Annotated in this window: 18 protein-coding genes; 6 read left to right on the top strand and 12 right to left on the bottom strand. The window is 73.0% G+C overall.

Going from position 1 to position 18,590, the window contains the following annotated elements; all coding sequences use genetic code 11:
- The first annotated feature begins 1 nt into the window (after position 1).
- Complete coding sequence (locus ACFV88_RS21685; protein ID WP_385493341.1) at positions 2-526, top strand: methylated-DNA--[protein]-cysteine S-methyltransferase; 525 nt, start codon at positions 2-4, stop codon at positions 524-526.
- Positions 527-607: 81 nt separating this feature from the next.
- Here ACFV88_RS21685 and ACFV88_RS21680 read toward each other — a convergent pair whose 3' ends face one another.
- Both ACFV88_RS21680 and ACFV88_RS21675 read right to left on the bottom strand, forming a co-directional pair.
- Positions 608-1,090, bottom strand: a complete 483-nt coding sequence (locus ACFV88_RS21680) for a DUF456 domain-containing protein (protein WP_385493340.1) — start codon at positions 1,088-1,090, stop codon at positions 608-610.
- Positions 1,091-1,126: 36 nt separating this feature from the next.
- Positions 1,127-2,131, bottom strand: a complete 1,005-nt coding sequence (locus ACFV88_RS21675) for a helix-turn-helix domain-containing protein (RefSeq protein ID WP_385493339.1) — start codon at positions 2,129-2,131, stop codon at positions 1,127-1,129.
- 980 nt (positions 2,132-3,111) lie between these two features.
- On the opposite strand from ACFV88_RS21675, the gene ACFV88_RS21670 reads away from it, so the two are divergent.
- Positions 3,112-4,299, top strand: coding sequence for a protein phosphatase 2C domain-containing protein (locus ACFV88_RS21670; RefSeq protein ID WP_385493337.1), 1,188 nt, complete (start codon positions 3,112-3,114; stop codon positions 4,297-4,299).
- Positions 4,300-4,432: 133 nt separating this feature from the next.
- A complete protein-coding gene (locus ACFV88_RS21665) occupies positions 4,433-6,175 on the top strand; it encodes a pyruvate dehydrogenase (protein ID WP_385493336.1) in 1,743 nt (580 codons plus the stop codon).
- A 37-nt stretch (positions 6,176-6,212) separates the two neighbouring features.
- Here ACFV88_RS21665 and ACFV88_RS21660 read toward each other — a convergent pair whose 3' ends face one another.
- The 3 genes from ACFV88_RS21660 to ACFV88_RS21650 form a co-directional block, all read right to left on the bottom strand.
- Positions 6,213-7,052 carry a hypothetical protein gene (locus ACFV88_RS21660; protein WP_385493335.1) on the bottom strand — a complete coding sequence of 280 codons (840 nt, stop codon included), beginning with the start codon at positions 7,050-7,052 and terminating at the stop codon, positions 6,213-6,215.
- Positions 7,053-7,236: 184 nt separating this feature from the next.
- Positions 7,237-8,064, bottom strand: a complete 828-nt coding sequence (locus tag ACFV88_RS21655; protein ID WP_385493334.1) for a hypothetical protein — start codon at positions 8,062-8,064, stop codon at positions 7,237-7,239.
- A 100-nt stretch (positions 8,065-8,164) separates the two neighbouring features.
- Positions 8,165-8,998: a hypothetical protein gene (locus ACFV88_RS21650; protein WP_385493333.1), complete on the bottom strand. Its 834-nt coding sequence runs from the start codon at positions 8,996-8,998 to the stop codon at positions 8,165-8,167.
- 240 nt (positions 8,999-9,238) lie between these two features.
- Here ACFV88_RS21650 and ACFV88_RS21645 point away from each other — a divergent pair, with 240 nt between their 5' ends.
- Positions 9,239-9,658 carry an ATP-binding protein gene (locus tag ACFV88_RS21645; protein ID WP_385493332.1) on the top strand — a complete coding sequence of 140 codons (420 nt, stop codon included), beginning with the start codon at positions 9,239-9,241 and terminating at the stop codon, positions 9,656-9,658.
- A 107-nt stretch (positions 9,659-9,765) separates the two neighbouring features.
- On the opposite strand, the gene ACFV88_RS21640 is transcribed toward ACFV88_RS21645, so the two are convergent.
- Both ACFV88_RS21640 and ACFV88_RS21635 read right to left on the bottom strand, forming a co-directional pair.
- Positions 9,766-10,821: a DUF2637 domain-containing protein gene (locus ACFV88_RS21640; protein WP_385493330.1), complete on the bottom strand. Its 1,056-nt coding sequence runs from the start codon at positions 10,819-10,821 to the stop codon at positions 9,766-9,768.
- Positions 10,822-11,008: 187 nt separating this feature from the next.
- Positions 11,009-11,941 carry a (2Fe-2S)-binding protein gene (locus ACFV88_RS21635; RefSeq protein ID WP_385493329.1) on the bottom strand — a complete coding sequence of 311 codons (933 nt, stop codon included), beginning with the start codon at positions 11,939-11,941 and terminating at the stop codon, positions 11,009-11,011.
- A gap of 144 nt (positions 11,942-12,085) precedes the next feature.
- On the opposite strand from ACFV88_RS21635, the gene ACFV88_RS21630 reads away from it, so the two are divergent.
- The gene (locus ACFV88_RS21630; RefSeq protein ID WP_385493328.1) at positions 12,086-12,949 is read left to right on the top strand and encodes an FCD domain-containing protein; all 864 of its coding nucleotides are present in this window, start codon (positions 12,086-12,088) and stop codon (positions 12,947-12,949) included.
- A gap of 43 nt (positions 12,950-12,992) precedes the next feature.
- On the opposite strand, the gene ACFV88_RS21625 is transcribed toward ACFV88_RS21630, so the two are convergent.
- The 5 genes from ACFV88_RS21625 to ACFV88_RS21605 form a co-directional block, all read right to left on the bottom strand.
- Positions 12,993-13,805, bottom strand: coding sequence for a hypothetical protein (locus ACFV88_RS21625; RefSeq protein ID WP_385493327.1), 813 nt, complete (start codon positions 13,803-13,805; stop codon positions 12,993-12,995).
- Positions 13,806-13,957: 152 nt separating this feature from the next.
- Positions 13,958-15,754, bottom strand: a complete 1,797-nt coding sequence (locus tag ACFV88_RS21620; RefSeq protein WP_385493326.1) for a PucR family transcriptional regulator — start codon at positions 15,752-15,754, stop codon at positions 13,958-13,960.
- A gap of 172 nt (positions 15,755-15,926) precedes the next feature.
- Positions 15,927-16,811, bottom strand: coding sequence for a hypothetical protein (locus tag ACFV88_RS21615; protein WP_385493325.1), 885 nt, complete (start codon positions 16,809-16,811; stop codon positions 15,927-15,929).
- Between the two features lie 41 nt (positions 16,812-16,852).
- A complete protein-coding gene (locus ACFV88_RS21610) occupies positions 16,853-17,293 on the bottom strand; it encodes an SRPBCC family protein (protein ID WP_385493323.1) in 441 nt (146 codons plus the stop codon).
- A gap of 53 nt (positions 17,294-17,346) precedes the next feature.
- A complete protein-coding gene (locus ACFV88_RS21605; RefSeq protein ID WP_385493322.1) occupies positions 17,347-18,192 on the bottom strand; it encodes a polysaccharide deacetylase family protein in 846 nt (281 codons plus the stop codon).
- Positions 18,193-18,500: 308 nt separating this feature from the next.
- On the opposite strand from ACFV88_RS21605, the gene kdpF reads away from it, so the two are divergent.
- Positions 18,501-18,590, top strand: a complete 90-nt coding sequence (gene kdpF, locus ACFV88_RS21600; RefSeq protein WP_385493321.1) for a K(+)-transporting ATPase subunit F — start codon at positions 18,501-18,503, stop codon at positions 18,588-18,590.

Genomic DNA, 18,590 nt, shown 5'->3' with positions numbered 1-18,590 from the left:
CATGACCGCATCGACGACCGAATCCCTCCGGGCCACCGCATCCCTGTGGACCACGTTCGACAGCCCCCTCGGGGAGCTCCTCCTGACCGCCGACGAGGACGGTGCCCTCACCTCCCTGTCCGTCCCCGGGCAGAAGGGCGGCCGGTCCGCGGGGCCCGCACGACTGCGCGTCGACGAGCCGTTCCGGGCGGCCCGCGAGCAGCTCGCCTCCTACTTCGCCGGGGAACTGACCGCGTTCCGGCTCCCGCTGCGCCCGGCGGGCACCGACTTCCGGCGGCGGGTCTGGGACGCCCTCGACGCGGTCCCGTACGGGACCACCACCACGTACGGGCGGATCGCCGCGGAGGCGGGCGCCTCCCGGGCCGCCGTCCGCGCGGTGGGCGGCGCGATCGGCGCCAACCCGCTGCTCGTCCTGCGCCCCTGCCACCGGGTCATCGGCGCCGACGGCTCGCTGACCGGATACGCGGGCGGCCTCGACCGCAAGACGTTCCTGCTGGACCTCGAAGGCACCCGTCCGCACGCGTGACGCGGCCCGACCGCACGCGAGCGCCCTCCGTTGGGCCGTCCGGGTGACGACGGCAGCGCGACGACAGGACCCCGCGGCAGGTCACCCCCACACCAGCACCCCCAGCCACGCCCCGATGACCAACAGACAGGAGAACCACTCCACGAGCACGCTCCAGCCCCCCACCCGCAGTGCGTTGCGGGTGGACGCGGCGGCCTCGCCGTGGCTGCCCAGGCGCACCCGTTCCGCCAGGTAGACGCCCCCGACGAAGCCGAGCAGCGCGCCCAGCACCGGCACCAGGAAGAACCCCAGGAGCGAGCCCGCCCCCGCGCACAGGGCCATCCGCCGGGTGGTCCCGCTCTGCCGCAGCCGGCGCGGCGGCAGCTGCCAGCGCACCGCCTGCGCCACCAGCAACACCACCGTCGCGCCCACCAGCACCCCCCAGGCCACCGTCCGGGTGTCCTGCACGGCCCACCAGGCCACGCCCGCCCAGACCAGCCACGATCCCGGCACGCCCGGCACCATCACTCCGCACAGGCCGATCAGGAGCACCACACCGACCAGGAGGAGTTCCCACGCTCCCATCAGACCAGCGTGCCGGAGGGTGTCCCCCGGCGCCCGTCAGCGGGTGCGGGCCACCCAGCCGCGCTCGTAGGCGTGCCAGCCGAGCTGGAGCCGGGTCGTCACGTCCGCGAGTTCCATCAGCCGTCGGACCCGTCGTTGCACCGTGCGCAGCCCGAGGTCCAACTGCTTGGCCACGCTCGCGTCGGTCAGGCCGGCCAGTAGCAGGGAGAGCACTTCCAGGTCGGTGCTGTCCGGGCCGTCCGGGTCCTCGCCGGTGCCCTGCGGGTGCGTCGCGACCGTGCCGCCCCGACCCAACCGCAGCGGCAGGGCGTGCCGCCACACCGCTTCGAAAAGTCCCGACAGGGACTCCAGCAGACCGCAGTCGTGCACGACCAGCGCCGAGGGCTCCGCCGTCCGCGCGGTCAGCGGCACCATCGCCAGCGACCGGTCGGCGATCAGCAGCTTGGTGGGAACCCGGTCGGCGACCCGGACCTCCTCGTCCCGACCGAGCGCCGCGGAGAGGTCACGCACCCCCGTGGGCCGGGACAGCACCTCCTGCTCGACCACCACCCGGTACGCCACGCCACGCCCCGCCGCCTCCGCCTCGGCCTCGTTGTCCGCCCCCGAGACGGCGATCGGGTCGCCGGTCACCAGGGCGCAGACCTCCTCGGTCGCCCCGAGCTGGAGCTGGAGGAACCGTTGGGCGATGGCGCCCCGCCCCGTGACCACCTCGACCAGGTCGTGCACGGCGGGTTCCACCTCCCGCGCCCGGTACTCCTGGGCGAGCAACGCCGCCGACAGTTCGGCGCGTTCGAGTTCCTGGCGCCGTCGGGCCAGCAGGGCGCCCAGCGCGACCTCGGGGGGCGCGGCCACCCAACGGCCGGGCCGCCCCGTCGCCTGCGCGGCGAGCCCGTGCCGCTCCAGTTGGCGCAGCGCCCGGTCGGTGGCGGGTTCGCCGAGGGTCAGCCTGCGGGCCAGATCGGGGACGTCTGCGGCGCCCACCGAAACCAGGGCGCGGTACGCCGTTTCGTGCACCTCGTCCAGGCCCAACGCGGACAGCATGAGACGGCTTTCCTCCCCGTACGTTCACCGTTCGCGTTCATCATCGCCGCTTTTCCCGTCCTGGGGGCAAGGCGGCCCCACGCGGTTGCTCGCCCCCATCCGGAATGCGGTGGTTGTGAGGGTTGTGCGATGGCCGTGGGCCTGATGGGTGTCGCGGGGTGCCGTGAGATCGGGAACGGATGCACTTCGGCCAATCTGGGCGACCGGGCGAACGGCGTCCCTACGCCCGCGCCGGCGTTCGCGCCGGCTTCCGTGCGGTGCGCCCGGTGCGGGTCGCGAGCGCGGCGGAAGGCCGGTCGGCCGTCGGTGCACCGCTCTGAGGTGGGACGACGGCCGAGGGTGCGCCCCCACCCGGGGGCGCACCCTCGGCAGCGGCTCGCTTTGTCGATTCATCTTCTTATGGATCGGCTGATTTTCTGAATGACCGTTTTCGGGCGCCGGAAGCCATGGACAATGTCGGCATGAGCCAGCAGGGGGAGCGGCCGTCGGACCGCCAAGACGACGACTGGTGGGGCGACTTGTACGCCGGCTGGCCGCAGGTGGCCCCGGGCCCCGCGGACGGTCAAGGCGGCGCGGGGGCCTCGCGCACCACCGGGACGCGAGCCGTGGCGCCGGCGGAATCCGCGGGCCCGGTCCCGCCGCCGCGCGCCCCCGGCGCCACTGACACGACCGCCGGCGCAACCACTGACGCGACCGCTGCCGGTATAGCTGCCGGTACAGCCGCCGTGTCCGCATCCGAGGGCCCGTCCGACGCCGCCTCCGCTGCGGAAGGTTCCGGCGCGTCCGGGGCCGCCACCGCCCCGGACCCCGGGGACGAAGGACCTCCCGTCGCGCCGCGCGAGCGCCCGTCGGCAGTCGCGCCCGAGAAGACCCCCGCCCCCCGCGACCCCGCCCCGACGGCCCCCGCCCGGACGAACACCGCGCCCCGAACCGCGTCACCCCCGCCCGCACCGGATGCGCCGCCCGCACCGGATGCGCTGATGGTCCCTCCACCGGCCGCCGCGGACCCCCGGGTGCCGCGGAGCTCCCGTCCGCCCTGGCAGCCAGAAGGCTCCGCCTCCGAACCCCGCACCTTCCGGCTGGGGCGGTTCGGCCGCGGCAAGGGCGACACCTCCGGAGCACCGGTACGCGCCGGTGACGAGACGGTGGCCGCCGTTCCACTCCCGCCGCAGGTGGGTCACCTGGGCGACCGGCCACCCACCTACGAGGCCGAGCCGACCGCACTGCCCGCCGCCGACCCGGACACCCTGCGGGACCTCGTCGCCGACACGGTCCTGGACGGAGCCCGCTACGGCGCCAGCACCTTACGGGCCGTCTCCACCCGGGGCGACTCCGCCCGGTACCGGGGCGAGCACCGCAGGGACGCCCTGCTGACCGCCCGCTTCGGCACCGGCCAGCAGGCCCTGGTGCTGATCGCCGTGGCGACCGGGGCGCGGGCCGCGGCGGGTGCCCACCGGGCCGCCGCCGAAGCGACCGAGCGGATGGCCCGGGCCGTCGGCCGCAACCACGCGCGGCTCTCCGCGGACATCCGCGCCGGCAGTCGAGGCGACCTGAAGTCCGGACTGCACCGGCTCACCGACCGCAGCCTCGGCACCTCACGGGCCCGGACCGGCGACCCCGACGCCGCCGAGGAGCCCGTGGCCAGCCTGCGCTGCCTGCTGCTCCCGGCCGACCCGGGATGCCGGGTCCGGGTGTTCTTCGGCGCGGGGGAGGGCGGGTTGTTCCGGCTGCGCGAGGGCGTCTGGCAGGACATCGAACCGCGGCTCACCGACACCGTGGGGGAGCCGGTCGTCGGCTTCGGCTCGCCCCCGAGCGATCCCGCCAGCGGGCCCGAGTCTTCGGGCGAGGACGCGGCGGAGCCCGCCGGGGACGACCGACTGACCATGGACCTCGGGATCAGCACGCCCCCGAGCCCCTACCGGCCGGCCCCCGAACCCTCCCGCGACCCCTTCCGCTTCCGGGCCTCCGTCGCTCGCCCGGGGGATGCCCTGCTGCTCTGCTCGGAGGGCCTCGCCGCACCGCTGCGCGGCGAGGAAGCCCTCGCCACCCACCTCGCCGCACGCTGGGTGGACGGACCGCCGGGCCTCGCCGCCTTCCTCGCGGACGCCACCGTCCGGGTCAAGGGCTACGCCGACGACAGGACGGCGGCAGCGGTCTGGGAGGCGTGAACCCGTCACCTGTGCCTTCATGGAGCCAACGCATGCCGCGACCGGAAACGGGAAGCCGGCGTGGACGACCGGAAACTCAGGGCGTGCGGCTCCGCGGACCGCCGCCCGCGGCACGGACGGGGCACGTGGACCCATGGCCAAGCAGAACGTCGCCGAACAGTTCGTCGACATCCTCACGCGCGCGGGCGTCAAACGGCTGTACGGGGTGGTGGGAGACAGCCTCAACCCGGTGGTCGACGCCGTTCGGCGCAGCTCGGACATCGACTGGGTGCACGTCCGCCACGAGGAGACCGCCGCATTCGCCGCCGGTGCCGAGGCCCAGATCACCGGGAAGTTGGCGGCCTGCGCCGGGTCCTGCGGGCCGGGCAACCTGCACCTGATCAACGGTCTGTACGACGCACACCGTTCGATGGCGCCCGTGCTCGCCCTCGCCTCCCACATCCCGTCCAGCGAGATCGGTCTGGGGTACTTCCAGGAGACCCACCCCGATCAGCTGTTCCGGGAGTGCAGCCACTACAGCGAACTGATCTCCAACCCGCGGCAGATGCCCCGGCTGCTCCAGACGGCCATTCAGCACGCGGTGGGGCAGGGCGGGGTGAGCGTGGTGTCGCTGCCCGGGGACATCGCCGACCAACCCGCCCCGGACCGGGCCGCCGAGAGTGCGCTCGTCACCTCTCGGCCCACCGTCCGGCCCGGTGACGGGGAGATCGACAAGCTGGTCCGGATGATCGACGCCGCCGACAAGGTCACGCTCTTCTGCGGCAGCGGCACCGCGGGGGCGCACGCCGAGGTGATGGAGTTCGCCGGACGGATCAAGGCCCCGGTCGGCCACGCTCTGCGCGGCAAGGAGTGGATCCAGTACGACAACCCGTACGACGTGGGCATGAGCGGTCTGCTCGGGTACGGGGCGGCCTACGAGGCGACCAACGAGTGCGATCTGTTGATCCTGCTCGGTACGGACTTCCCGTACAACGCGTTCCTGCCGGACAAGGCGCGGATCGCCCAGGTCGACGTGCGCCCCGAGCGGCTCGGGCGGCGCTCCAAACTGGACCTCGCGGTGTGGGGGGACGTCCGGGAGACGCTGCGGTGCCTGCTGCCGCGGGTCGCGGAGAAGCGCAACCGCCGCTTCCTCGACAAGATGCTGAAGAAGCACGCCGACGCCCTCGAAGGCGTCATCAAGGCGTACACCCGCAAGGTGGACAAGCACGTTCCCATCCACCCCGAGTACGTCGCCTCCGTCCTCGACGACCTGGCCGCCGAGGACGCGGTGTTCACGGTCGACACCGGAATGTGCAACGTGTGGGCGGCCCGCTACCTCTCGCCCAACGGCCGCCGGCGCATCATCGGCTCGTTCTCGCACGGTTCGATGGCCAATGCGCTGCCGCAGGCGATCGGTGCGCAGTTCGTCGACCGGAACCGTCAGGTGGTGTCGATGTCCGGGGACGGCGGGTTCACCATGCTGATGGGCGACTTCCTGACCCTCGTCCAACACGACCTGCCGGTGAAGGTGGTCCTCTTCAACAACTCGTCGCTCGGCATGGTCGATCTGGAGATGCTGGTCGCCGGACTGCCTTCGTACGGGACCGACAACGTCAACCCGGACTTCGCCGCCGTCGCCCGGGCCTGCGGTGCCTACGGGGTACGGGTGGAGAAGCCCAAGGACCTCCCCAGTGCGCTGAAGTCGGCGTTCCGTCACAAAGGGCCGGCCCTGGTGGACGTCGTCACCGACCCCAACGCGCTGTCCATCCCCCCGAAGATCAGCGCCGAGATGGTCACCGGCTTCGCCCTCTCCGCCTCCAAGATGGTGCTGGACGGCGGGGTCGGCCGGATGGTCCAGATGGCACGTTCCAACCTCCGCAACGTGCCCCGGCCGTGAGCGAACCGGTCCGCTCGCCCACGGCCGGGCGGCCGGTTCAGCCCCGAAGTTCCAGCTCGGGGTAGCCGGCGGAGTCGGCGCCCGCGAAGTAGCTTCCGCCGAGGTCGCCGGCCTGCTCGCCGCGCGTCGTCACGATGGTGACCACACGGTGCTTACGGCCGTCCAGCGGCGGCAGGGTGTAGTTCAGCCCGACCTTCGTGATCACACCGCGGCCCCCCTCGATGCCCGTGACCTTGACGATCTCGCCCGACGACGGGCTCACCATCCCCACCAGCCCGATCTCACCCGTGGGCTTCGCCCCCGTGTTGTGGATGACCAACCGCTGACGGACCGGCTGGCCCGGCTCGCTGCCGCCCGTGACCCTGCCGGTCAGCTGGACGCTGCCGTGGTCCCCGGGGGTCGGGGCCGCCGTCACGTTCACCGTCTTCGTCTTGAGGATGTTGTTCGCGTAGAACGTGTCCCGGTACACCGGGCTGTCGTAGGGCCCTTGGCTGACCTCGAAGTCCGCGTTGAGGAGCGTGGCGCCGAGATCGCTGCCGATCTTCGTCTGGACGACGGCCTGCTTGCTCTCGCCGGGCCGTATCGGGTCCATGCGCACGGTGGCGTTCTTGATGGGGGAGCGGTTGTAGGTGGCCTCTTGGGAGCCGGACGGCAGTCCCACGCTCAGGTACGGCGCGGCGGTCACCGGTCCCTTGTTGGTGACGGTCAGACGGTAGGTGACCTTCTTGCCGGGGACCGCGCGGTCCGGTGCCGTGCCCGTGATGCTCAGATCGGTGGTGGGGAGGCTCCGTGCACCGGCGTGGGCCGCACCGGCGGGGGCCACCAGGGCGGCGGCGCCCAGAGCGGTGACGACGGCGGCGGAAGCGAGGCGCTTCATGGTGTTGCTCCTGTTCGAAGGGGAAGGGCGCGGACGGCTGGAGTCGGTGCGGGCCGGAGCCCCTCCGTCCACGGTCCTGCGCGGTGATCACGTTCTTTCCGACGGCCCGGTGTTCCTGCCGAGCCCCCCGGCCCGACAGGAACACCGGCCCGCGGGCCCGGCCGGGCCCACGGGGGAGGAGGGCCTAGCCGCGCAGGTCGAGCTCGGCCAGCGGGGCACGGCCGCCACCCACCTGGTACTTTCCGCCGAACCCTCCGGGCTGCTTGACCGTCCGTATCGCCAGGGTGATGACCCGCGAGGCGCCCGGCTTCAGCGCGGGGAACGAGTAGTTCAGCCCCGCCGCGTGGAACGACCCGTTGGCGCCCTGCACTCCCTTCACATGCACGATGCCCTTGGACTTGGGGTGCATCGAGCCGCGCAACCGGAACTCGTGCGTCGGCCTGTCGCCGGTGTTGGTGATGGTGACCTTCTGTAGGTGCGTCCGCCCCACCCACTGGGCGCCCCTGATCACACCCTTCAGGCTGAGCCGGGCACCTACGACCTCCTTCGTGTTCTCGGTGACGATGTTGGCGGTGTCGTTGCTCGGGTTCGTGTCCCGGTAGAGGGGGAAGTCACCTTCGCCCGGGCTGACCCGGAAGCTGGCGGGCAGCTTCTTGGCGTTCCCGTGGCTGCCTATGTTGGCGGTGATCTTGAGTGTGTCGGTCTCGCCGGGGGGCAGGTTGTTCACCAGGACCTGGCTGGTCACGACGGGACGCTCCTCGTAGGTGGCGTCAGTGGTCCCGGTCGGCAGGGCGAGCCGCACGATCGAGGAGGCGGCGGAGTTGCCCCAGTTGGTGACCTTCAGGGTGTAGGTGACCCATTCCCCCGGTGTCGCCGAGTCGGGGCCGACGGCCGTCACGCCGATGTCGGTCTGGATGGGTTCGTACTCGTCGGCGTGGGCTGCGGTGGCGGGGACCAGCAGCGCGGTGGCGCCCAGGGCGGTCGCGATGGCGGTGGAGGTGAGGCGTCGCACGATGTGCTCCAGTGGGAAGGACGCTCCGGGGCCCGGGTGTGGGACGGGCCCCGGAGCGCGTCTCGGTGGCCCCGGTCAAGGGGCGGGGACGTGGGGCGCGTCAGCGGCGCAGGTCGAGTTCCTGGTCGCCGCCCTTGGCCGCGCCCACGAAGTACCTGCCGCCGATCCCCCCGGCGCTGGGCGTGATCTTCGTGGTGATGGTGACGACACGGGTCTTGCCGGGGTCGAGGGCCGGCACCGTGTATTGCAGGCCCACCGACGAGGTCACCCCGCGGGCGTCCTCCAGCCCGGTCACCCCGACGATGGTGCCCGACCCCGGGTACACGCGGCCCGACAGTTCGAGGACCGAGGTGCGGTGGCGACCGGTGTTGGTGAAGGTGAGCCGCTGTGTGACCAGGTCACCTTCCTGGTCCCCGGCGCCGATCTCCCCGGTGAAGCCGAGCCGGGCGTCCGGCCCCTGGAAGGGGTCGCCCTTCTCGTTGACGGTGTCGACGTAGGCGTAGTTGTCCCCGTAGTTCGACTCGTTGAAGAAGGGGTGGTTCGGGTAGCCGCGGTGTACCCCGAAGCCCGCGGGCAGCGCCATCTCACCGCCGTGGCTGCCGATCTTCGCCGTGATCTTCAGCGTCCGGATCTCGCCCGGGTTGAAGGTGTTCAGCATGATCAGTCGGCCCGTCACGGGCCGGGAGGCGTACGTGATCGCGCTGGAGCCCTTGGGCAGCGTTGCGTTGACCATCACGGGGGCGGCTGCGGGACCCTTGTTGGTGACGGTGACGACGTACTCCACCGTCTCGCCCGGCGTGGCCCGCTCGGGTCCGGTGGCCGTCACGCTGAAGTCGGTGGTCGGCACCCCGTCCGTGGTGGCGGCGGAGGCGGGGACCGCGAGTACTGCGGCGCCGAAGGCGGTCACGAGGGCGGTGGAGACGAGACGCTTCACTGTGGTTCTTCTCCCGGTGGGCAGGTGCTCGGACAACAACGAGCGCCTGCATCGCGCGCTCCGTCGTGATGCCCGAAGTCTGTTCCACCCCCCGGGGGCGTGGCGATTACCCGTCAGGTAATCGCCGTGGTGAGCCGGGCGCGGGCGGGCGTCCCCCAGGTGTGCTGACGACCGTGGCGGGCATGCATTCCGGTGGACGCGTTCGAACGAACGACGCGCGGAAGGCGAGGCGGACACAGCATGGGGGCGGGGGCCATGGCGGGGCGGGCGAGGGTGCGACGGCTGAAGCGGAGGTTCTCCCGGACGGACGGCCTACGGGCGGTCCCGGAGTCGCGCCGCGCGGTACGGGAACTCCTCGGTCACTGGGGGCGCCCCGGCCAGGCGGAGACCGCCGAACTGCTCACCAGCGAGCTGGTCACCAATGCGCTGGTCCACACGGACCGCGCAGCCGTCCTACGGGTGGCCGCCGGACCGCGGCGGCTACGGGTCGAGGTGCGGGACTTCGTCCGCTACCGCCCGCGCCCCCGGGGGCCGGTGCCGCACGAGGCGACGGGCGGCCGGGGGCTGATGCTGGTGGAATCGCTGTCCGACCGGTGGGGCGTCCGGGGCCTCGGCATCGGCAAGACGGTCTGGTTCGAGTTGGAGACGGGCCACCCCTGAGCCGGCGGTGGCGGGAACGACGCCGGGGCGGTGGCCCCGGCTCGCGCCGTGTGCCACCGCCCCGGAAGGCGCCCGTTCCCGGACCGGCCGGAACCCGTGAAAGGTCCTCAGCCGAACTGCTGCTCCAGGTCCTTGAGCTTGCGCTCCAGCGAATCGAGCCTCGGTAGGGCCTGGGTGTCGTCCTCGGCCGTCAGATCGACGGTGATGGGTTCACCGCCGCGACGGACGGGGGCGAGGGAACGCGGGGACGTGGGAGAGGGCAGCTGTTCCTCCGGTATAGCAGGGTCCGCGCCGGACTGGGCCGACCCCGTGCCCGCCGTCACCGCCGGCTGCACCTCCACCTGGCGGCCACCGCGGGTCAGGACGCCCCGGTGGTGGCTACGGCTTATGGCCTTGAGCTGAGCACGCTTCAGCTTCTCCTGCTCACGCCGGACCTGACGGTTGTGCAGCTTCTGGCGACGGTCCTCGCGCACCTCGTCCACGGCCTCGTCGAGGGTGCGGACGCCTTCGAGCAGCATCAGCGACCAAGCGGCGAAGGTCTCCCTCGGCGCACGCAGCCAGCGGACCACCCGGATCTGCGGCAGCGGACGGGGCACGAGGCCCTGCTCGCGGAGCGCAGCACGACGGGTCTGCTTGAGCGCGCGGTCGAAGAGCACGGCCGCCGACAGGGACATCCCGGCGAAGAAGTGCGGAGCGCCCGCGTGGTCGAGGCCGCGCGGTGCGTGCACCCAGTTGAACCAGGCCGCCGCGCCCGCGAACGTCCACACCAGCAACCGCGAACCGAGGGCCGCGTCACCGTGGCTGGCCTCGCGCACGGCGAGGACGGAGCAGAACATGGCCGCGCCGTCCAGACCGAACGGAACGAGGTACTCCCAGCCGCCGGTCAGGTTCAGGTTCTGCCGGCCGAAGCCCACCAGCCCGTGGAAGGACAGGGCGGCGGCGACCGCCGCACAGCAGAACAACAACACGTAGGAAGCGGTGGCGTACATCGCTTCCTTGCGCCTGCGGCGCTCTTCGCTGCGCTCCCAGGAGTCGTCCACGGCCTTGTTGGCGGGGTCCTTGGCCCGCTTGGACCGCGTCATTACCGCAACCGCCGCCAGTATGCCCAGGAGCAGTACGGCGCCCGGAAGCAACCAGTTAAGCGATATGTCGGTCAATCTCATCACGCGTCCCTTGCGTCGCAGTAGGGCTTTTCGGGCGCCATCGTTCCTCAAACCCGGGGTTGCTCAGGAGGTTTCGGTGCAAGAGAACGCCAAGGGGGTGTGGGGAACCGCCACGTGCCGCCGCCCACCCGAACTCCCGCGCGAGTGATGTGAGTTGAGTTCGCATCACAGTACCGGTACGGGTCGTTCAGGAGGAAGCTGCCTCACTGAGCCTTGACACCCTATCGCCATCGCACGTCCGGGGGCACGTGACGCAGGTTTCCTCGGGCCGCAGCGTATAGAACAAACAGCAGCTCGCGCGGTCGCGGGTTGGCAAAGACTGGCCCTGAAGACCCGTCAACGTCCGGAATCCGGCCGCCCCGACGAACGGTCGCGTCGCGCCGGGCAGCAGGGCCTCCAGCTCGCGCATGGCCCGCTGTTCCTCGCCCATCAGGTGCGCGACGTACCAGAGGCCCTCGACGACCTCGTCGGTCGCCATGCCCCACAGCGCCCGACCCCGGCGGCGCATCCGCGGACCGAACCCGTCGAGCAGCGGCTCCAGGTGCTCGGCGACCGCCGCCCGCACCTCCTCGCGCAGGGCCTCCTCGTCGGCCACGACCCGGGCGTCGGGATGGCCCGACAGCGGGTCGTCGGGCAGGCACGCGAACGCCCCGGTGCGCACCGACATCCGGCCCAGCGCCCGCTGGAAGGAGACCCGTCCGGCCGGGAACCGGGGGACCCGGCGGTGCAGGAACCACGGCACGGTGACCAGGAGGCAGGCGGGCCATGCGTAGCGGTGGAGCCCGAACGTCGCCACGACATCGGGGCGGGCCGGCTGGCCGTAGTCCTTGCGGACCTGTGCCTCGTCCCAGGCGAGGAAGGCGTCGAGAGCGCTGCCGCCCTCGGCCAGCCGCGTGGCGGACACCCAGCCGCCGCCCTCCGGCTGCCGCTCATCGGGCGCGAGCTCGTCGATCCGCAGCCCCGGGAACACCTCGGTCAGTCGGGCGTACGCCGCGGCGACGGGGGAGGGAGGGGGCGGGGCGGCCGGTCGACCCCCACCGAGCAGGCAGTCCTCGGTCGGGGCGCCCCGGGGCGCGTCACCGGGACGGGAGGCGTCCGCGGCCGCTGCGGGTGCGCTCATGGGGACCACCGAATCACGAATGCCTACAGGTTAGGGTAACCTTACCCGATATGATCGTGGTGTGAAGTGACGGCCCGCCCCCTATCGTTCTCCGGGTGCGGCCGAGTGGCCGCCGCAGCGCACGAGTGCCGGAGGAGGACCACGATGACCCGTCCCGGACCACTCCCCGCATGGGGCTCGACCGGCCCCGGCGCGGCGGGCGACGATGCGTCCTGCCCGCCGTTCGGTACTGCCCCGCGCCCGTTAGCGAACCCGGCGCCGGGCCCCCGCCCCGAGCGCGCCGCCCCGCCCGCCCGGGTCCCCCCGCAGCCGCGCTCCCCCGCCCCGGACCCGACGGCCCGGGGCGAGCACACCCACGGAGAGCCCCCGTTGCCCCGGCGCCCCAGGCCGGTGGTCCGGGCCAGCGTGCGCGGGCAGGTGCTCGCCGCGCTGCGGGTCGCCCTCGTGGAGGGGGAACTGGTTCCCGGCGAGGTGTACTCGGCGCCCGCCCTCGGTGAACGCCTCGGCGTCTCGGCCACCCCCGTGCGCGAGGCCATGCAGCAACTCGCCGCCGAGGGCACCGTCGAGGTGGTGCCCAACCGGGGGTTCCGCGTCGTCGAGCGCAGCGCCCGCCAACTCGCCGAACTGGCGGAGGTCCGGGCGCTGATCGAGGTGCCCGTGATGCTGCGGCTGATCGCCGTGGTGCCCGCGTCCCACTGGGTCGCACTGCGCCCCCTGGCGGACGCGACGGCGGTCGCGGCGGCCGACGGCGACCTGGCGGCCTACGCGGAGGCCGACCGCGCCTTCCACCGCGCCCTCCTCGCCCCGTCCGGCAACCAGCAGCTCATCCAGGTCGTCGACGACCTGCACCGCCGGGCGCAGTGGCCCCTGCTCAGCGGGCCGCAGTCGATGCGCAGGGTCGACCTGATGACCGACGCGGCCCAGCACGCCGCGCTCCTCGACGCCCTCACGGCCCGTGACGCCGCCGCGGTCGGGGCGCTGGTCCGGGCCCACTTCGCGTGCGGCTGACCCCGCGCCCGCCGCCCGCTGACGGGTCGGGTCCCGCCCGCCGCTAGACCGGCTTCGCCGCGGCCACCTGGGCCGTCGCCAGTTGCTGCGCCAACCAGGTGGGCACGCCCCCGAGCAGCCGCAGCAGGCGTCCCGCCTCCTGGCGCAGTCGGGTCGCCTCCGGCTCCGCTTCGGCGGTGGCCAGGGAGGCGAGCGCCGGCGCGGTGCCGACCAGGTAGCCGAGCTCTTCGCGGATGCGCAGCGATTCGGCGAAGCCGTGCCGGGCCTCCGTGAGTTCGCCGTCCTGGAGGGCGAGCCCCGCGAGCTGGCGCCAGGTGAAGGAGAGCAGGAGCGCGTCCCCGGCGGCGGTGGCTCCGGCGTGGGCGCGCCGGTAGGCGGCGCGGGCGGCCTGCGGGGAGTCCGCCAGGTTCTCGGCGATCAGGCCCCGCCGGTAGTCCAGCAGGGCGCGCGCCGGCGCTCCGGGCGCGATCAGCGCGGCGGCCCGTCCCAGGGCGGAGCGGGCCTCGTCGGCGCGGTCCCGGACGCCGAGGAGGGTCGCCGCGTACGCGAGTTGTCCGCGTTCGCAGGCCGCGGCGCCGCGTTCGTCGTCGCTGCGGGCGAGCGCCTCGGCGGTGCGCAGTGCGTCCTCGGCCTCCGCCCATCCCTGTTCGGTGTAGAGGCACCGTTCGACGAACAGGCCGACCCGCTGGAGCGCGGCTCCCGCGTCCGCCCGGGCCCGTCGTTCCAGCAGTGCCGCGGCGTCGCTCCAGCAGGCGCGTGAACGCAACCGCCATACGGCGATCTGGAGCGGATCGTCACCCTCGGTCGTTCCTGAACCAGACATGGCGGTAAACGCCACATTGCCCTCCCCGAGCATGTCCCGCGTTTCCAGAGCCGATGCGGAATCTCAGCACGGATCGGCGGGTCGGGCCAAGGGGGTGGGTGAAAGTTTTCACAAAGCCTCGGGGTGCGAAACCCGCTCGACCGGGGTAGAAGCGACGCCGCGGAACGGACGGGGCCCTTGGGGCGTCAGCTCATCCGCAGGGCGAGGAAGAAGTCGAGTTTGTCCTCCAGCCGGGACAGGTCCCGTCCCGTCAACTGCTCGATACGCCCGACGCGGTAGCGCAGCGTGTTGACGTGGAGGTGGAGCCGGGCCGCGCAGCGGGTCCAGGAGCCGTCGGAGTCGAGGAACGCCTCCAGGGTCTCCACCAGGTCCGCCCGGTGCCGACGGTCGTACTCCCGCAACGGGTCGAGCAGCCGTGCGGTGAACGCCCGACGCACGTCGTCCGGGACGAACGGCAGCAGCAGGACGTGCGAGGCCAGTTCCTGGTGGCCCGCCGCGCTGACCGGTCCCGGGCGGGCCGCGGCGACCCGCCGCGCGTGCCGGGCCTCCTCCAGCGCCCCGCGCAGTCCTTCGGCCGAGTGCACGGCCGCGCTCACCCCGAGCGTGAGCCGCCCGTCCGTGCCGAGCCCCGCGGCCAGCGGCTCCCGCACCGACCGCAGGAGCAGGTCGGCCACCAGCTCACCGCCCCGGGCACCGTCACCCGCATCGGATTCCACGGGGTCGGTGGCGTCGGTCGGCTCGGGCGGTCCGGAGGCGGTCGAGGACAGCGGCACCAGGGCGACGGCCTCGTCCCCGGTGTACGCGACCGCGATCCGGTCGGCCGGCTCGGTGCCGGTGGCGAGCGGGTCGACCAGGATCTCCTCCAGCAGGGCCCGCGCGAGCCGGCCGCGCTCCTCGGCGCCCTTGCGCTCGCCGTCGGCCGCCTCGGTGCTCCGCTCCTCGCGTTCGTCGCGCTGGTCCCGTTCGCCCCGGGCCCCCGCCCACTGGACCCGGGCCACCACCACCTGCCAGCGCGGTGCTCCGGCGACTTTGGGCAGCAGGACCGGGGCGGCCACCCGGAGCCGCGCCGCGATCTCGGTCGGTGCGGCGTCCGAGCGCACCAGTTCCAGCACCTCGTGGGCGAGCCGGCGCCGCACGGTGCGCGCCGCGTCCCTGCGGTCCCGCTCCACCGCGATCAGCTGGGTCACCCCGTGCAGCAGGTCGAGCCGTTCCTCGGGCCAGTCCGAGGTGTCCGCGGCCACCGCGAGCACCCACTCCGCCAGTGCCCCTTCGTGGGCGCCCGGGCCGCCGCCAGGTGCGCCGCCGCGTCCGCCGCGCACCGGGAACAGGGCGTAGGGGGCGTCGCCGACCCGGGTCCGGTACGGTCCGCGCCGGCCGGTGCGGGCCGCGGCCAGGTGGGCCGTCGCGAGTGCGGCGCACGCCTCCTCGGACAGGGTGCGTCCGGCGGCGTGCGGCCCCGCGATCCGTCGACCGGTCGGCGACAGCACCCAGGCCCGTAGGTCCAGGTCGGTGCCGAGCAGCTCCAGCACCGCGTCCGGGCCGCCGCCGGCGGGGCCGGGGGTCATCAGCCGTCGGTGCCGGTCCACCACGGCCGCGAGGTCGCCCGCCCGTTCGCCGGACACCTGCCGGACGACGTGTTCGGTGATGGTCGCGAAGGCCACCCGCTCGTTGACCGCGAACAGTGGTATCCGGTGCCGGGCGCAGGCCCGTACGAGGTCATCGGGCACGTCCCCGAGCTCGGCCTCGCCGGCGGCCAGTGCGGCGACCCCTGCGGTGGCCAGGATGCGGACGAACGGTTCGGAGTCGTCGGGGTCGTGCCGCCAGGCGAGCCCGGTGAGCACCAGCTCGCCGCCCGACAGGTAGCGGCTGGGGTCCCGCAGGTCGGTGGTCATCACGCCGCGCACCGTGCGGTCCAGCTCGTCCTCGCCGCCGAGTAGCCGCAGCCCCAGCGCGTCCGTGTCCAACAGTGCGCGCAGCCGCATGGTGTCGCCGCCGATCCGTCCGTCTGTGTTCCGAGGTGACCGGCGCCCCGTGGTTCCGGTCGAACGTCCGGGAGCCGTGGGAACCCCGTGTCCTGTTCTTCATACGAATCTACAAGACCGGGGCGCGGGCCAGCCAACCGTCGGGGGCCTCGGGTCGGGCTCCGGCGGTCGCTCAGACGGTGAACGCCACGAGGTGGGCGAGGACGAAGGCCCCGGACGCCACCAGGCCGACCACGGCGAGCAGCAGCGTCCGTCCGACGAAGCCGACGGTGGGGCGCCGGCTGGCCCGGGCGGGGTGTTCCGGGTCGTAGGTCAGTTCCACGGGCCCCCGTGCCGCCTCGGACAGGCACCAGACGGTGACGACGGAGTGCACGCCCTTCATCCGTCGCCCGTCGACCGTGGTGAAGTCCATCAGCGAGAACTCCCACAGGTGGAGCCCGTCGCTCCAGATCCGCACCCGGCCGGTGGCCGTGCCGACCACGGTGATCCCGCGTCGGCGCAGCAGCCACAGCGACCGGAACCGGCGCCCGACCCGCCACAGGGCGGTCCCGCCACCGATTCCGGCGGTGCCGCTCACGAAGGTGAGGACCATGGTCAGCCAGAGGGTCCGGGTCACGAACCAGTCGGTCACGACGAGTACCGCGTAGTACAGCAGGAGCAGGCCGGTGATGCGCAGCGCGCGGCGCACCCCGGGCGACAGCTCGCGGCGGGTCTCGGACGCGTCGTACCGGTCCACCAGGGCGTGGCCGTTGGAGCGGGTGGCCGCCCGGGCGATGGCGGGCCGCAGCTGTTCGAAGAATGCCTCGGCCGCCCGGCGGTTGGGTCCGCGCAGTTCCAGGACGGGATCGAGGCCGTGTTCGGCGGCGTCGGCCGGGCCGCTGATCTCCACCCGCACCGTGCCGTCGGACCGCAGGTCCGTGGAGCGCAGGGCGCGCACCGGAATGGTCCAGGTGGTGCGCTGGCGCACGATGAGCAGTCGCGCCCCGTCGAACCGCGCGGTCGTGCCGTCGTGGACGAGGACGGTCTCCGGGGCGGTCGAGTTGCTGCGCGGTGACATGAACGGATGATATGTGGGTGTGGTGCGGGGACGGTGGCGGGTTAACGCCGTCCGCGTAGCAGTCCGTTGACGGTGCGCCCGAACATCGAGCGGCCGGCCGCCGCGAGCAGCGGGTCGCCCCAGGAGGGCACTCCGCGGACGCCGATCTCCTCCCGCCACGACACCCGGCTGCCGCGGGGGTCGGGCCGGACGTGGATCTCGGCCCAGCCGCGCACCCACGTCCCCCGCTTCTCCAGCCGGCAGTGCCCCGCCCGGTCCTCCTGCGGCGGCACCCACTCGACGATCTCCATCGGGTCGTCGATCCCGAGCCCGCCGATCGCGGTCCTGGCCACCAGTCGGGTGCCCCGGCCCACGGGCGGGGCGGTGGTCACGGTGAGCCGGGTGCACGGGACGAACGCACCGTGCCGTTCCCAGTCCACCAGCCGTTCCCAGGCCTCGACGGGCCCGAGAGGGGTGGTGCGTTCCAGCGCGACGAGGGCCATGCCCCGATGGTAGGTCCGCTGACGGGGGTCGCCCGGCCGGTCGGCCGCGGGGCTCAGCGGTAGACCTTGCCCGGTTCCGGGACCCCCGGTGCGAAGAGCTGGGGCACCGTGACGAAGGTGTACCCCCGGGACTTCAGTTCGGTGATGATGCCGGGCACGGCGGGCACCGTTCCGCGGTAGATGTCGTGCAGCAGGATGATGCCGTCGCGGCCCGCCTGGTCGAGGACGCGCTCCTCGATCAGGTCCGAGTCGTTGGTCTTGTAGTCCTTCGCCGTGACGGTCCACAGCACCTCGGAGAGCCCGAGGTCGCGGGATATCTCGTTCACGTCGTCGTTGGTCCGCCCCTGCGGCGGTCGCATCAGGGTCGGCTTGCGGCCCGTCAGCTTCTCTATCGCGGTGTTGGTCCGCTCCAGTTCCTCGCGCACCTCGTCGGAGGAGAGGTCGGTGAGGTTGCGGTGCGTCCAGGTGTGGCTGGCTATCTCGTGCTTCTCCGCGGCCATCTGTTTGACCAGTTCGGGGTAGGTGTCGATGTGTTTGCGGCCGAGCAGGAAGAAGGTTGCGGGGACCTTCTCCTCCTTCAGGATGCGCAGCAGTCGCGGGGTGTACTTGCCCGGGCCCGCATCGAAGGTCAGGGCTATGCACTTCTTCTCGCGGCAGTCGACGGAGCCGAAGACGCCCTTGCCGTCGTCGCCCGCGGCGGAGCGGACGTCGGCGGGCGACTCCGTGTCGATGCGGAGCCAGTCGGCGATTCCCACGGCGGCGAGCGCCCCGGCTGTGAGGACCGCCACAGCGATCACCACCGTGCGCGGACGCAACCTGAAACGTCGCTTTTCCGTCTTGTCGGCCGTAGGGGATTCCTGAGGCGCCGTGGTGGCGTCGGGCTGATCGGTTTCGTGCATGGCCGTCACTATACGCACGGTGTATACACGGGGTTCATAGCGGGGTAGGTGCTGGGTGCACCGAGCGGTGGGGGCCACGCTCCGCCCCCGTTGCCGAGGCCCTGCCGCGAGCGGTGAGTGACTCCACCCGTCCGGCGGAACCCTCCCGCGTCCGTGCGTCAACAGGGTGTCAACGTCACCGGCCCGGCCGACAAGGCCCCGTCAAGACCGGTACGCGTGCACCCCGCCCGGGGTTCCGTGGAAGCACCACCCCCGCCCGCCGGACCCGCTGCGAGTGCGTCCGCGGCACCGCCGAAGGAGTCGATCCCATGACCGTCGAGAACGTGGTGGGCCTGCTGGTCGCCCTCAGCCTGATCGGCTACCTCGTGATCGCCCTGATCTTCCCGGAACGGTTCTGA

This window comes from Streptomyces sp. NPDC059816 (assembly GCF_042732055.1).
Lineage (GTDB): Bacteria > Actinomycetota > Actinomycetes > Streptomycetales > Streptomycetaceae > Streptomyces.
Note: the sequence above shows the minus strand (reverse complement) of the source record. Positions and strands in the feature narration are given on the sequence as shown.

Bases quoted from the DNA above. Each gene is read 5' to 3' on its own strand.
- ACFV88_RS21685 (WP_385493341.1), top strand. From the start codon at position 2: ATGACCGCATCGACGACCGAATCCCTCCGGGCCACCGCATCCCTGTGG.
- ACFV88_RS21680 (WP_385493340.1), bottom strand. From the start codon at position 1,090: ATGGGAGCGTGGGAACTCCTCCTGGTCGGTGTGGTGCTCCTGATCGGC.
- ACFV88_RS21675 (WP_385493339.1), bottom strand. From the start codon at position 2,131: ATGCTGTCCGCGTTGGGCCTGGACGAGGTGCACGAAACGGCGTACCGC.
- ACFV88_RS21670 (WP_385493337.1), top strand. From the start codon at position 3,112: ATGGTCCCTCCACCGGCCGCCGCGGACCCCCGGGTGCCGCGGAGCTCC.
- ACFV88_RS21665 (WP_385493336.1), top strand. From the start codon at position 4,433: ATGGCCAAGCAGAACGTCGCCGAACAGTTCGTCGACATCCTCACGCGC.
- ACFV88_RS21660 (WP_385493335.1), bottom strand. From the start codon at position 7,052: ATGAAGCGCCTCGCTTCCGCCGCCGTCGTCACCGCTCTGGGCGCCGCC.
- ACFV88_RS21645 (WP_385493332.1), top strand. From the start codon at position 9,239: ATGGGGGCGGGGGCCATGGCGGGGCGGGCGAGGGTGCGACGGCTGAAG.
- ACFV88_RS21640 (WP_385493330.1), bottom strand. From the start codon at position 10,821: ATGAGATTGACCGACATATCGCTTAACTGGTTGCTTCCGGGCGCCGTA.
- ACFV88_RS21635 (WP_385493329.1), bottom strand. From the start codon at position 11,941: ATGAGCGCACCCGCAGCGGCCGCGGACGCCTCCCGTCCCGGTGACGCG.
- ACFV88_RS21630 (WP_385493328.1), top strand. From the start codon at position 12,086: ATGACCCGTCCCGGACCACTCCCCGCATGGGGCTCGACCGGCCCCGGC.
- ACFV88_RS21625 (WP_385493327.1), bottom strand. From the start codon at position 13,805: ATGCTCGGGGAGGGCAATGTGGCGTTTACCGCCATGTCTGGTTCAGGA.
- ACFV88_RS21620 (WP_385493326.1), bottom strand. From the start codon at position 15,754: ATGCGGCTGCGCGCACTGTTGGACACGGACGCGCTGGGGCTGCGGCTA.
- ACFV88_RS21615 (WP_385493325.1), bottom strand. From the start codon at position 16,811: ATGTCACCGCGCAGCAACTCGACCGCCCCGGAGACCGTCCTCGTCCAC.
- ACFV88_RS21610 (WP_385493323.1), bottom strand. From the start codon at position 17,293: ATGGCCCTCGTCGCGCTGGAACGCACCACCCCTCTCGGGCCCGTCGAG.
- ACFV88_RS21605 (WP_385493322.1), bottom strand. From the start codon at position 18,192: ATGCACGAAACCGATCAGCCCGACGCCACCACGGCGCCTCAGGAATCC.
- kdpF (WP_385493321.1), top strand. From the start codon at position 18,501: ATGACCGTCGAGAACGTGGTGGGCCTGCTGGTCGCCCTCAGCCTGATC.